The organism is Cellvibrio sp. pealriver (genome assembly GCF_001183545.1).
In the GTDB taxonomy this organism is placed as follows: domain Bacteria; phylum Pseudomonadota; class Gammaproteobacteria; order Pseudomonadales; family Cellvibrionaceae; genus Cellvibrio.
In genome coordinates this window covers 2,729,850-2,742,525 of sequence record NZ_KQ236688.1, presented here as the reverse complement: position 1 = coordinate 2,742,525, position 12,676 = coordinate 2,729,850, and the positions used below count along the sequence as shown (strand labels likewise).

12 protein-coding genes are annotated in these 12,676 nt (G+C 48.0%); 4 read left to right on the top strand and 8 right to left on the bottom strand.

Going from position 1 to position 12,676, the window contains the following annotated elements; all coding sequences use genetic code 11:
• Positions 1 to 152: 152 nt before the first annotated feature.
• The 4 genes from VC28_RS11790 (at position 153) to VC28_RS11775 (ending at position 4,555) form a co-directional block, all read left to right on the top strand.
• Positions 153 to 1,208: an XdhC family protein gene (locus VC28_RS11790; RefSeq protein ID WP_049630821.1), complete on the top strand. Its 1,056-nt coding sequence runs from the start codon at positions 153 to 155 to the stop codon at positions 1,206 to 1,208.
• Complete coding sequence (locus tag VC28_RS11785) at positions 1,205 to 1,816, top strand: nucleotidyltransferase family protein (RefSeq protein ID WP_049630820.1); 612 nt, start codon at positions 1,205 to 1,207, stop codon at positions 1,814 to 1,816. Before VC28_RS11790 ends, VC28_RS11785 begins: the two co-directional genes overlap by 4 nt.
• Positions 1,817 to 1,903: 87 nt before the next feature.
• Positions 1,904 to 2,368, top strand: a complete 465-nt coding sequence (locus VC28_RS11780; protein WP_049630819.1) for a (2Fe-2S)-binding protein — start codon at positions 1,904 to 1,906, stop codon at positions 2,366 to 2,368.
• Positions 2,369 to 4,555, top strand: a complete 2,187-nt coding sequence (locus tag VC28_RS11775) for a xanthine dehydrogenase family protein molybdopterin-binding subunit (protein ID WP_049630818.1) — start codon at positions 2,369 to 2,371, stop codon at positions 4,553 to 4,555.
• A 135-nt stretch (positions 4,556 to 4,690) separates the two neighbouring features.
• Here VC28_RS11775 and VC28_RS11770 read toward each other — a convergent pair whose 3' ends face one another.
• From VC28_RS11770 to VC28_RS11735, 8 genes are all read right to left on the bottom strand, one after another.
• Positions 4,691 to 5,665, bottom strand: coding sequence for a family 43 glycosylhydrolase (locus tag VC28_RS11770; RefSeq protein ID WP_049630817.1), 975 nt, complete (start codon positions 5,663 to 5,665; stop codon positions 4,691 to 4,693).
• Positions 5,666 to 5,876: 211 nt separating this feature from the next.
• Positions 5,877 to 6,653, bottom strand: coding sequence for a type I methionyl aminopeptidase (gene map / locus VC28_RS11765; RefSeq protein ID WP_049630816.1), 777 nt, complete (start codon positions 6,651 to 6,653; stop codon positions 5,877 to 5,879).
• On the bottom strand, positions 6,646 to 6,846 hold the full coding sequence (locus tag VC28_RS11760; RefSeq protein WP_049630815.1) for a ParD-like family protein: 201 nt from the start codon (positions 6,844 to 6,846) through the stop codon (positions 6,646 to 6,648). Before VC28_RS11760 ends, map begins: the two co-directional genes overlap by 8 nt.
• Positions 6,847 to 6,957: 111 nt before the next feature.
• Entirely contained in the window at positions 6,958 to 8,028 is a 1,071-nt protein-coding gene (locus VC28_RS11755; protein WP_049630814.1) for an SGNH/GDSL hydrolase family protein, read from the bottom strand.
• 130 nt (positions 8,029 to 8,158) lie between these two features.
• Complete coding sequence (locus VC28_RS11750; RefSeq protein ID WP_049630813.1) at positions 8,159 to 9,025, bottom strand: sugar phosphate isomerase/epimerase family protein; 867 nt, start codon at positions 9,023 to 9,025, stop codon at positions 8,159 to 8,161.
• An 84-nt stretch (positions 9,026 to 9,109) separates the two neighbouring features.
• Positions 9,110 to 10,843: a GMC oxidoreductase gene (locus tag VC28_RS11745; RefSeq protein ID WP_049630812.1), complete on the bottom strand. Its 1,734-nt coding sequence runs from the start codon at positions 10,841 to 10,843 to the stop codon at positions 9,110 to 9,112.
• Positions 10,844 to 10,919: 76 nt separating this feature from the next.
• Positions 10,920 to 11,564, bottom strand: a complete 645-nt coding sequence (locus VC28_RS11740) for a gluconate 2-dehydrogenase subunit 3 family protein (protein WP_082191516.1) — start codon at positions 11,562 to 11,564, stop codon at positions 10,920 to 10,922.
• A gap of 127 nt (positions 11,565 to 11,691) precedes the next feature.
• Complete coding sequence (locus tag VC28_RS11735; RefSeq protein ID WP_049630811.1) at positions 11,692 to 12,510, bottom strand: alpha/beta fold hydrolase; 819 nt, start codon at positions 12,508 to 12,510, stop codon at positions 11,692 to 11,694.
• Between the last annotated feature and the right edge of the window lie 166 nt (positions 12,511 to 12,676).

Sequence of the window (12,676 nt, the reverse complement as noted above, 5' to 3'; positions counted from 1 at the left end):
TTTCTCAGATGCAAATTTACTAGTGCTTTCAGTGCGCGATGCTATTTGTCACGGCGCTGTTTAGTTTTGTTAACAACGCTATCTTTCCAGCAAGGCAGATGGGATTATCCTGTCAGGTTGCGTCCCTCTTATAAAAACCAGGTGAACCTGCTATGCCCAATACAAGCTCCCATCATTTTTATCATTTGCTGGCGCGCTGGCTGCCGTTAAAAGACGCGGCCAATTGGGTGCTGGGCGCAGTGATTGATACGCGTGGATCTGTCTACCGCAAAACCGGCGCGCTGATGTTGTTGAGCGATGCCGGTGACCAGTTGGGTTTGTTGAGCGGCGGCTGCCTTGAATCGGATTTATTATTACAAGCGCGCAAAGTAATTGCGCTGGGGAAATCACGCCGCCTGATTTACGACGCAACCGACGAAGATAACATCGCCTGGCGGCTCGGGATTGGTTGCGGCGGCGCAGCCGAAATTGTGCTGCACCCCTGCACTGCACAAAACCAGTATTTACATTTGCCGCAGGTGTTTTCCCATCTGCAACAACAGCAAGCCTGCGAATACCATTTGGCAATTGATGACGCGCGCGCGGATTTTATGCCTTGCCTGCGCGCCTTTAGCCAGCGTCAGCATGGCCGTGTGCACAGCAGCGGCACTGGCCAACAGTTATCGACTTTGATCAATCCTGTTCCGCATCTTCTGGTGCTAGGCAGCGGCATCGATTTGATTCCGGTGTGCCAGCTCGCCAATACACTGGGGTGGCGAGTGACACTTGCGGATGCGCGTTTAAATGAAGGAAAACGCGCGCACTTTCCCGCTGATATTGAAACGCAAACAGTAGCAGTTACGGGCTTGGATGCTGCGTTTTTGCAGCAAGTCGATGCGGTAGTGATTGCGCATCACAATATGGAACTGGATGCAGTGGCGATTGCCTATTTGGAATCGCGCGAATTGTGTAATCCCTACATTGGTCTGCTTGGGCCTGCGCAACGTAAAGCGCAAGTGTTGGCAATGAAAGGATTAACCGAGGCGCAATTGCGCTACCCTGTGAGTGGCCCTATGGGCTTGGCGCTGGGTGGTGATCTGCCGGAAAGTATTGCGCTTTCGGTATTGGCGGAATGCCATGCGCGTTTATTTGGTAGTAGTGCCCTGCCGCTGGGGGCCGTTGCACAAAATGAATTTACAGCGTTGGCAAATCGGGTGGTGAATTCATGAAACTGGATTGCTTGATTCTTGCTGCGGGTAATGCCAGCCGTTTTGGCGGCTGCAAATTATTGGCCGAGTGGAATGGCAAGCCTTTGCTTGCCCACAGTATTGCGGCAGCGCGCAAACTGGAACCGGCTGGTATTTATATCGTCGGCGGCGCATTTTATTCTCAGTTGCAGCAAGCGCTTCCGGTGTTGGATGCATTCCCTAAAAAAACCGCTGGCTGTGCAATTCAGTTTCTGGAATTTCGCGCGTGGAATTTAGGGCTTGGGCATTCGCTCGCGTTTGGTATTAAGCAATTACAAAATGCCAATCCGGTATTGGTGTTGTTAGGTGACCAACCGTTTATCAGTGCGCAGGATTTACAGCGGCTTTATCGCGCATGGTGTGAACATCCAAAAAAAATTGCCTGTGCCAGTTTTGCCGATACGCTCGGCGTTCCGGCGATTTTCCCTGCAGTATTTAAAGCGCGCTTGTATGAATGCCGTGGCGACCGCGGTGCGAAATATTTATTGCAGCGCTACGCCGATCACGTCATGCCTGTCGCTATGCCATCGGCAGAGTTTGATATAGACACACCGGCTGACTTCATGGAATACAGTAAAAAAATTATATAGTCATTCATCTTTTTCGTTTTCACCGTTTAAATAATTTATCCATTACCGTGCGTTAGCCGATTGAATATTTTTGCAAAGGAGACCCCGATGATTTCGCTCAAAATTAATGGCAAAGTCCAACAATTGGATATTGCCCCGGATACGCCACTGCTGTGGGCATTGCGCGATCACCTGAATATGACTGGCACCAAACTGGGTTGCGGCATGGCGCTTTGCGGTGCCTGTACTGTGCACATGAATGGTACCCCGGTGCGCTCTTGTAGTTTGCCGGTATCGGCTGTGGCCGGTGCGGATATCCAAACAATTGAAACGATAAACTCGCCCGCCTTTAATGCCGTGCAACAAGCCTGGCGCGATCTGGATGTAGTGCAATGCGGTTATTGCCAGTCGGGGCAAATGATGTCGGCCACTGCGCTGCTGCAAACCAATAACAATCCTACCGATGAGCAAATCGATGCGGCGATGAGCGGCAACCTCTGCCGCTGTGCAACCTATCACCGCATACGCGCGGCGATTCATCAGGCTGCCGATCAATTGGGGGAGAAAGTCTAAATGAAATTTCTCGAACGCAAAAAAAACCAAACGGAATCCGGTCAGGATTCACTGGCAGTATCGCGCCGCCATTTTTTACAGGCGATGAGTGCAGGCGGTGGTTTATTGATTGGCAGTGGTTTTGTCAGTATCAATGCACAGGCAGCCAATAACATTCCGCTTGGCACCAATGCCCCACTCGAAAGTAATGCTCCGCGCTTCAATGCATTTATCAAAATCACACCGGATAACAAAGTGATTTTGGTCATCAAGCATTTGGATATGGGGCAGGGCGTTAGTACCGGTTTGACCGCAATTGTTGCAGAAGAATTGGATGCAAGCTGGGAACAAATGGATTGGGAATTTGCACCGGCCGACAACAGCAAATACAACAATGTATTTTGGGGGCAAATGCAGGGAACCGGTGGTTCATCCTCTATTGGTAACTCCTGGGCACAGTTGCGCGAAGCCGGTGCAGCCGCGCGCGCAATGTTAGTGGAAACGGCGGCAGCGCAATGGAAAGTACCCGCAGCGGACATTCAAGTCAGTCAAGGTGTGCTTTCCCATGGCGCGCATAAAGCCACCTTCGGTGAATTGGCCGCAAAAGCTGCGCTCTTGCCCGCTCCGCAAAAACCGGTGTTGAAAGATCCCAAACAGTTTCAATTGATTGGCAAAAAAGTTCCACGCAAGGATACGTTTGAAAAAACCAACGGTACTGCAATTTACACGCAAGACATTCAATTCCCTGGTTTGCTGACTGCATTGGTCGCCTACCCGCCACAAGTGCATGGCAAAGTGAAAAAGTTGGATGCAAGCAAAGCCAAAGCAGCGCCTGGTGTTATTGCCGTGGTGGAAATTCCACGCGGTGTTGCCGTAGTCGCTAAAGATTTTTGGTCTGCACAACAAGCGCGCAAACTGTTGCAAATAGAGTGGGATCTTTCGGCATGTGAAAGCCGTGGCAGTGAGCAACTGTTTAAGGACTGCCACGCTGCGGCAAAAAAATCCGGCATGGTGGATAAAAATATTGGCGATGCAGCCAAGGTATTGGCAAGTGCAAAAAATGTGATCTCGGCCGAATATGAATTGCCCTTCCTTGCCCACACACCAATTGAGCCGCTCAATTGCGTTATTAAATTTGAAAAGCAGTATTGTGAGTTGTGGTACGCCTGCCAAATGCCAACGGTTGATCAACAGCAAGTGGCGCAAACCACCGGTTTAAAAACAGAACAGGTAAAAATTAATACGCTCTACGCCGGTGGCAGTTTTGGTCGCCGTGCTTGCCCCAATGATTACGTGGTAGATGCTGCTGCCATTGCAAAACAATTGCCGGGCAAAGCGATAAAAATGGTATGGACGCGGGAAGATGAAATCCTGAATGCATTTTATCGCCCTATGGCTGTTCATCATTTATGTGGTGCGGTAACTGACGATGGAAAACTGCTGGCATGGCAGCACCATGCGGTGGCGCAATCGCTTTTCCCTGGCGATAAATTGGATGGCAGTATCGTAGAAGGTATCAGTGATACCCATTACGCTATTCCTAATTTGTTAGTACAGGGAACCGAAATGGATATCAAAATCCCTGTGCTTTGGTGGCGTTCGGTCGGCCATTCCGGCAATGCGTTTGTGATGGAAACATTTGTTGATCAACTTGCAAAAGTCGCTAAAAAAGATCCGGTTATTTTTCGCCGCGAGCTGCTTGCCAAAGAGCCGCGCGCATTGGGTGTGTTGAATCTGGTTGCTGAAAAAGCCAATTGGAGCAAGCCACTGGCGAAAGGTGTGTCGCGCGGAATTTCGGTGCATAAATCCTTTGGTACCTGGGTTGCGCAGGTCGCTGAAGTGCGGGTGAATGCCGATAACACATTTAAAGTTGAGCGCGTTGTGTGCGCCGTGGACTGCGGCGTTGCCGTTAATCCGGATGTGATTATCGCGCAGATGGAAGGTGGCATCGGTATGGGCTTAAGCGCTGCATTGGGTGAAGCGATTACGTTAAAAAATGGTGTAGTCGAGCAAACCAATTTCCATAACTACCCACTGCTGCGCATCAGCAGTATGCCCAAAATAGAAGTGCATATTGTTCCATCCGCCGAGATGCCTTCCGGTGTTGGTGAACCTGGTTTGCCACCCATTGCAGGTGCCGTCGCCAACGCATTGTTTGCGGCAACCGGTAAGCCGATTACCAAATTGCCGATTGGCGATAAAGTGTAAATTGATTTATGTAATCTGAAATGTAATAAAAAACGCCGCTCATTGAGCGGCGTTTTTTATTTACCGATTGATTATGTTACCGATTGATTATGTTACCGATTGATTATGTTACCGATTGATTATGTTATCGATGGATTATTTTTTCAGATTTTTAATGCGCTCCGGAAAATCGCCAACACCGGTTGTGGTTCGTTTAATCGGTTTGATGGTGCCGTCTTCATTGAAGTGCACATATTCAGCTGCGACATGGCGCTGCTTTTTGTGGCAGCCGGGTGTTTCTAACCAGCGGTGGTAAAATAAAATCCATTGGCCCTGATATTCAACAATCGAGTGATGGTTGTTACCGTGTTCTTCATTCATGATTTCGCCCTGATATTTCCACGGGCCTTTGGGCGATTTGGAAGTGTAGTAAGTGAGCACGCGGTTATTTTCCGGCATGGTGAAATAATAAATGCCGTTGCGTTTAAACACCCAAGGGCCTTCCATTTTGGGTTCATAACCACCCATATCCATTTTTTGCAGTCCCCCTTTTATGCTGAGTAAATCGTCCGCCATTTCAGCGACTTGATAATCCGCATTCATGCCATGGAAATACAAATAGACTTTGCCATCATCATCGATCAATACGCTGGGGTCATTCGCATAGGGCGTGGTCCATAAGGGTTTTCCTATCGCATCTTTAAATGGGCCAGTGGGTGAATCACTTACCGCCACACCGAGCCCCATCCATTTGGTACTTTTTTCCGGATTTACCCGGTCTTTGAAGCCTGTACCTGCGGGAAAGATCAAATAATATTTTCCATTTTTATAAGCCGCATCGGGTGCCCATGCAAAATTATCGGCCCAGGTTAAATCCTTGATCGACAATATCGGGCCGTGGGTTTTCCAATCCACTAAGTTGGACGATGAAAACGCATACCAGTCTTTCATATGAAAGTCTTCCTGGCATTCTTCATCGTGCGAGGTATAGAGATACATTTTTCCATCAGGCCATACATGGCCAGAGGGATCAGCAGTGCGGATATTGTTGCCAAAATGTAACGGGTTTTGGGCAAGGCAGCTGGCTGTTGCCAATGAAAAAAAGAGCGCTGTTGCGATAGTGGATTTCATAATAATTTTTTCCGGTTGTTGATAAAAATTGACCGAAAATATACCGATAACATAGCGCAGTTTTTTTGTATTTTTATATTGTTGTATTTTTATAGGGAAATGCAGTGATGATTGCTGTAGTGCAGTAACCCGGCGTATCTATACCGATAGAGATTATTATTGTCCAGTGAATATGCGTTTATTTACGTTGTGTAGGAGTTCGTGTTTGCGGTTACTGCATGCGTTCTTCATCGCGCAATGTTAATACTTCAAATCCGTCTGCAGTAACTGCGATGGTATGTTCCCATTGCGCAGATAATTTTTTATCGCGCGTGACAACTGTCCAACCATCGCGTTTTAACTTCACTTTGGCCTCACCCTGATTAATCATCGGCTCGATGGTAAAGGTCATTCCTTCGCGCAAAACCACTCCGGAATTGGGTTTGCCGTAATGCAGTATCTGTGGTTCTTCATGCATTTGCTCACCAATACCATGACCGCAGTATTCGCGTACAACTGAATAACCTTGTGCTACGGCGTATTGTTGGATTGCATGACCAATATCGCCAATCGTTGCGCCGGGTTTTACCGCGCGAATTCCTCGCCACATGGCTTCATAGGTGTGATTGACCAGACGTTGTGCTAAAGGCGATACCTCGCCCAGCATGTACATTTTGCTGGAGTCGGCGATAAAACCATTTTTTTCCAATGTGATATCCACATTGATAATGTCGCCGTTTTTTAAAAGCTGCGTTGATGACGGCATGCCGTGACAAACCACATCGTTGATTGAGGTGTTGAGTGAGTAGGGATAGTCATACTGGCCTTTGCTTGCCGGTCGGGCGTGCAGCGTATTGACAATAAATGCCTCGGCCAGATCATTAATTTCCATGGTGGAAATGCCTGGCTTAATCAACGGATTGAGATAATCAAACACCGTTGCAAGCAAGCGCCCGGATTCACGCATCAGCTCCAGCTCACGCGCGCTTTTCAGAACAATACTATTCATAAACCACAGGCTCGCCAGTGGCCTGACGCAGTTGTTCGCGCAGGATATCGGTGTAGGTCAGGGTTGGATTGGTTTCGGCGAGCATGCCAATTTTGATCCAGAATTCGGCTTGTGAGTTAATGGAGCGAACCATGGCCGAGCTGGCTTTGCGGATCTCTTCGTGCAGTTCATCGCTGATTTTGACGATGCCCATAAATACCTCAATATATGATTAATATATGTTTTGTATATAAATCGTATATTGAGTGTGGTGTTTTAGCAAGCGAATGTTCGGGTCTAACAGTAATGCCGGTGCAAGGGGCGATTACCAGACCTTTTTACTTTGTAAATGTTTGATAATCAAATCAGCGAGCAGTTTGTCATCGTTTGCCGATGGATGCCAATGGCAGCCTTGGTAATCCAAATCGCTAAAAATAATGGTGTCGATTTTTTTCAAACCAGAGGATTTTAATTGTTCAGTCGCTTTAGTGACTTGCCCCGCAAGTTCGCCCTCCATTTTGTCTGATGCCATTAATACAAACTGCGCTTTAGGATGCTTGTTGTGCAGGCTTTTTACAAACTCCACGTATTTGGTTACATAATCCTGCTGCAAGTCTGCACGGGTTTTCCAACGTTCGTTTTCATTTAACTGTGTAGAAAAATCATTAGTGCCCAGACCAATCACAATCACTTGTGGTTGCCAGCTGCTAGCGTAGAGGTAGTTATTGGTGTGCAAGGTGAATGGATACAGGCCAATTAAATTTTTATCGGGCGAGTGGCCGTTGTAATTGCGCACAATGCCAAAACCGGATGACGCGTTGATCTGGTAATCTGCATTGAAATGTTTGCCGACCAGTGGGCCAAATGCCAATTGTGTATTGGTGGTGTTGAACAACTCGTCATTAGTGCATTCGCGGCTGGGCGATATGTTTCCATAACCTACGGTGTAAGAGTCGCCAATAAATTCAATTTGGCGTTTGCGCTTGGGCAGGGCTGCAGGTTTGTCATCGCTATAAAAACCTAGAAAGTGGCCGCTGCTGGATTGGGTTTCGCTGATTTTTTCCAGGCGCACACGGTGCTTGCCTTTGGTCAGGTTTGGTACCAGGTAATCCGTTTTGCCTGGCTTTTTAATCGCAATAGGCTCGCCTGAATCAATAATCAACTGGAAATTATTTTGGTCGTCATCAAACTTCAGTGTCAGCGAATCGCCTTCAAATGCCGTTTCAAAATACACGCCCGGCCAGGAATATTCGTAGGCTTTTTCTCCGGCTTCATTGGTGGTGACCAATACGCGCCCGCCAGAGTGTGCGGGAAGTTGGGTTAATGCCGCTTGGGCGCACAGGCTTGCGCTGAACGCAATACTTGCCAAGCCCATAAAAATACGTGTCAGGTTCATTGTTATTCCTATCTTTTTTATTTGTTAAGCAGGTTTTTTAATATGTCTTAAATGCGATTTTTACATCGAATTTTATATGCTGTAAAAATAAAAAAAACGCCGCAGTGCGGCGTTTTTCATGCTGCGGCTCTTATTTTGAATCTGCAATAATTTTTTGCAGGCCTTTCAGTGATGCCTCTACGCTTTGCATAGGTGACATACCTTCCGGATACACTTCTTGCTCTACCACAAACCACAAGGTGCCGCCGACTGTTTTGTTGGCTTCTATCAAGGCTTTCCAGTCAGTAGTATCTTGACCAAGAATTGGATGTTCTTTGTTACCTTCATCCGGTGCTGCCGCTTTGTAGTGAGTGAGGATGGTGCGGCCAGGATAGGCTTTAACGAAATCAACAGGGTTTTTACCGGCCACTTCAGTCCAACCCACATCTTGTTGCAAGATCACACCATGAGCGGTGTTTTTACCAATCACATCCCAAGGTGTTTTACCCATTTCACCAAGCATTTCCGGTTTGTGGTTGTGATAACCGGTATGCATGCCATGTGCGTCCAATTTTTTCTGGATGGTTTCCAGCTCGGCTGCGACTTGTTTTGCACCCTCTGCAGTGAATGCGCGGTGATCCATTGGGATAATCAAATATTTGCAATCGATCGCTTTGTAGAACGCGACGGTTGCATCGAAATTTGCATCATTCAATTTTTCAAACGGCACGTGTGCGCCAGATGCTTTTAATCCGGTTTTTTCCAAAAATGCTTTCAGTCCTTTAGGGTCGTTAGCGTAAGCGCCAAAGTTACCCGCAAATTCCACGCCCTGAAAACCCATGGCTTTCAGTTTTTTCAAAGTGCCTTCAAAGTCGGCAGCGACGTCATCTTTAATTGACCAGAGTTGTACGCTCAGTTGTGGTGATGTTGGCGCAACATCGGCAGCGAATGTTGAAATGCTAACGCTGGCAATAGCAGCCATAGTAATGGCTTTAATTGTCTTGGATAGTGTTGTCATAGTGGTTTCCTGTGTTATCGGCTGTTAATTGTGTTTATGTTGTCGCTGTAGTAGTGCTTGTGGTTTTTTAAAAAATACACGGTTTTATATTTTACCGAGCTTCAATTGCTGCACGGCGTAGTCGGCAGCGCGTGCTGTCAGCGCCATATAGGTCAGTGATGGATTTTGTGATGCGCAAGAGCTCATACTGGCACCATCGGTGACGAACAAGTTGGGAATATCGTGCGTCTGGTTCCAACCATTGAGTACCGAGGTTTTGGGGTCTTTGCCCATGCGTGCAGTGCCCATTTCGTGAATTGCCAGACCCGGTGCCCAACCATTCTTGGCCTCGATTCTTTTCTTCACATCTTTCACGCCGATGCCTTCCAAAATTTCAGCGGCGGTATCGGCAATGTTTTCAAACATTTTCCAATCGTTTTCTGTTAGTTCGCATTCGATGTGCAATTGCGGCATGCCCCATTTGTCTTTCAGTGTGGGGTGCAACGACACCTGATTTTCATAGCGCGGCAACATTTCACCTGAACCGCCTAAATTGAATATCCAACTGCCCGCATTGCGGATGTTGTGTTTGTAGTCTGCACCAAAGCCATCTGCCTGGGTGAAATTATCCCAGCCTTGACGCTGCGCACTGCCGGTCAGCTGATAGCCGCGCAAAAAGTTGGGATTCATTTCGGTGTAGTTGGTGAAGCGCGGCATCACCAATCCGGTTGGACGGCGGCCTGAATAATATTCATCGGTAAAACCTTCTACTCGACCGGATGCACCCGCGCCATAAAGGTGATCCATTAAATAATGGCCGAGTGCGCCGGAAGAGTTGGCGATGCCGGTGGGAAAACTTTCGCTGACCGAGTTGAGCATAATTTGCGTAGTGCCCAAGGTGGATGCGCACAGGAAAATCACTTTGGCAAAATATTCGCGTGTTTCCATTGTCTCGGCATCGATCACCCGCACACCGGTAGCGCGATTGGTTTTAGGATCGTAAATCACGCTGTGCACAATGCTGTTGGTGGCGATGCTTAAATTATTGGTCGCCAGGGCGGATGGCAGCGTAGAGCTTTGGGTGGAAAAATATGCGCCGAATGAGCAGCCTTTTTGACACTCATTGCGCGTTTGGCATTGGATGCGCCCCTGCGCAATGTGATGCGGTGCAGGCACAGACAAATGCGCGCAACGGCCCATAATTAATTTGCGCGTCTTCCATTTTTTTTCAATGCGGGCTTTCATTTCTTTCTCGACCGCGTTCATTTCAAATGGTGGCAAAAATTTGCTGTCGGGCAAAATGTCCAGATTTTCTACCGAGCCACTAATGCCCGCATGCAGTTCAACATGGTCGTACCATTTTTCAATATCTTTGTAGCGGATGGGCCAATCCACACCGTGGCCATCGCGCGCGTTGGCGGTGAAGTCGTGCTCGCTCCAGCGATAGGATTGGCGATGCCACAACAGCGATTTTCCGCCTAGCTGATTGCCGCGAATCCAATCAAAGGGTTTATCTTTGGGTGTGCTGTAAGGGTAATCTTTATCGTTGCCAAAAAAGTGTTTGGTTGCATCATTAAAGGCGTAGCATTTTTGCTGCACATAATGTTGCTCATCCACAATCGCGCTTTCCACTTTTCCGCGGAAGGGCATTTGCCAGGGCTTGATACCTTCACCGACGTAATCTTTGCGATGCTCAACCGGGCGGCCGCGTTCTACCATCAACGTCTTCAAGCCTTTCTCGGTCAATTCTTTTGCGGCCCAACCGCCGGAGATGCCGGAGCCAACCACAATTGCATCAAAAATTTCTTTGCTTTTAACGATATAAATATTTTTATCCATGGGGATTCATCACATAAAGTCATTCAAAAAAATCAACCGGGTGTTATGCCGGCAGTTATCGGTCAATGGCGTGGGATCAGTAAGGAATTGCCCAGGCCTTGCCGACCTCCTTGAATTTAAAGTTGCCTTTGTAACCGCCGGGAATGGCGAGGTAGGCAAGCTCTTGGGTGGCACCAATTTCCGATGTGTAATAACCAAATGTCACCAACCCTTTTAATTGTTTGAAAAAGGCTCGGTCAGCAGGCGTAAAGCCGTTGGTGGCTTTTTCCATATTGGTCAACAAATCGAACTGTTGATTTTTATCGAGTGACAGGAAGGTTTTTTTGAAATCGTTTTGCGCGCGATCCTCAATGGTTTTTAAACCACTCAAGAGTTGTTGCTGCTCGTCTTTATCTGCGCAGTAAACGACAAAATGATTGATGAAATCATGCACGCCCGCAGCAATTGCACCGGGGGTGTCTGTAGTGGGGATAATAATTTCGCCCAATTCGCGCACCAGCGCCAATTGGTCAGTATTGAAGAAGGTTTTTTTGCTGCGGTTAAAATCGGTCGGCGCGGTAACAGCGCCAGCCAGTGCCGATAGCGAGTTGGCCGATAACGCCAGACCACAAAAAGCCGCCAGCTGTTTAATGGCAGTGCGGCGCGATGTATTAACTTCCTGCTCCTGGGATATGGCAATGTCTTCCGCGACGGATGGAATAAGCAGGTTAGGGTTGTTCATTAAGAGCCTCGATCATTATTGTTGTGCTACTCATTGCGGTCAGGAGCATGGGCAAACACGGGATGTATTCCCCGCTCTTTTTCGGCAGGGTTGGCTCAAGTCTAGTAGGGCGATTGGTTAAGAGGGGTCAATATTTGTAAATTTGTAACCGTTTACATTGTATTTTTATGGGATTTGATGCGTGCTGGTCGAGCCAGTGTTTTATTTGCATCGCAACCCATTGTGGATCGTCCATCGGCAGATCATGTCCGGCAGAAGGATGGCTATAAATTGGCCACTGGAATTGCCTTGCCAATGCCCGACTTGCGCGTACCGACACCATCCGGTCTTGCTCGCTGGCGAGTATCAGCCCTTGTACCCTGCAGTCGGCTTTGGGTTTAAACGCGGCGGCTGCGCGCAGCATGGTGATGATGGTATTTCGGGTAATTGGGCGTTGCTGTTGTATTTCCAGCCATCGTTTAAGGTGTAAGTTGTAGTCGGCACGTTGGTTGCTAACTACCTTTAAAACAAGGCTTTCGCGGGTATCGGGAGCGGCAAACATTGTCCGCAGCATGGTTGGCCAGGCGGCGGGTTTTAATCGCCACCAAAATGGTTGGTTGCCTGCGCTGGAATTGATCAGCGTCAGTCCATCCAGTTCTTGTGGGAAACGCTGCGCCCAATCCAGCGCAACCATGCCGCCCATGGAGATGCCGATAAGCAATACCGGTGAAGTGGGTGTGTTGTGTGAAGATAAAGGCGAGGATAAGGCCGATGCAAATTCAGCGCGGGCATGATCGGTCATGGCGGCAATGGAGGTCAGTGCATCGCGTTGGTAATAGCGGCCACAGCCGGGGAAATCGACTAAGTGCAGCTGGCAGTGGTCGCCAAGCACTGCGTGCAGATAGTCGGGAAACTCCAGCCAGTGCCCAGCTTCGCGTGCGAGGCCGCGCAGCAAAATGATCTGCATAGTGCTTGCTCCATGAAAAAGGGCATGAAAAAAGGTATGAAAAAATGCGCTGTGAAAAATAATACGGGATTATTGCCAAGCACAGGTTGACGATTGTGTGAATTGAAGGCGCTTGTTGTGTAGATGGTAATGTTTTCTATACTCGAACGATAACAACGAATAAAAG

Coding starts and splice junctions, on each gene's coding strand:
- VC28_RS11735 (WP_049630811.1), bottom strand. CDS start 12,510: ATGCAGATCATTTTGCTGCGCGGCCTCGCACGCGAAGCTGGGCACTGG.
- VC28_RS11790 (WP_049630821.1), top strand. CDS start 153: ATGCCCAATACAAGCTCCCATCATTTTTATCATTTGCTGGCGCGCTGG.
- VC28_RS11760 (WP_049630815.1), bottom strand. CDS start 6,846: ATGGGCATCGTCAAAATCAGCGATGAACTGCACGAAGAGATCCGCAAA.
- VC28_RS11750 (WP_049630813.1), bottom strand. CDS start 9,025: ATGACAACACTATCCAAGACAATTAAAGCCATTACTATGGCTGCTATT.
- map (WP_049630816.1), bottom strand. CDS start 6,653: ATGAATAGTATTGTTCTGAAAAGCGCGCGTGAGCTGGAGCTGATGCGT.
- VC28_RS11785 (WP_049630820.1), top strand. CDS start 1,205: ATGAAACTGGATTGCTTGATTCTTGCTGCGGGTAATGCCAGCCGTTTT.
- VC28_RS11740 (WP_082191516.1), bottom strand. CDS start 11,564: ATGAACAACCCTAACCTGCTTATTCCATCCGTCGCGGAAGACATTGCC.
- VC28_RS11745 (WP_049630812.1), bottom strand. CDS start 10,843: ATGGATAAAAATATTTATATCGTTAAAAGCAAAGAAATTTTTGATGCA.
- VC28_RS11770 (WP_049630817.1), bottom strand. CDS start 5,665: ATGAAATCCACTATCGCAACAGCGCTCTTTTTTTCATTGGCAACAGCC.
- VC28_RS11755 (WP_049630814.1), bottom strand. CDS start 8,028: ATGAACCTGACACGTATTTTTATGGGCTTGGCAAGTATTGCGTTCAGC.
- VC28_RS11775 (WP_049630818.1), top strand. CDS start 2,369: ATGAAATTTCTCGAACGCAAAAAAAACCAAACGGAATCCGGTCAGGAT.
- VC28_RS11780 (WP_049630819.1), top strand. CDS start 1,904: ATGATTTCGCTCAAAATTAATGGCAAAGTCCAACAATTGGATATTGCC.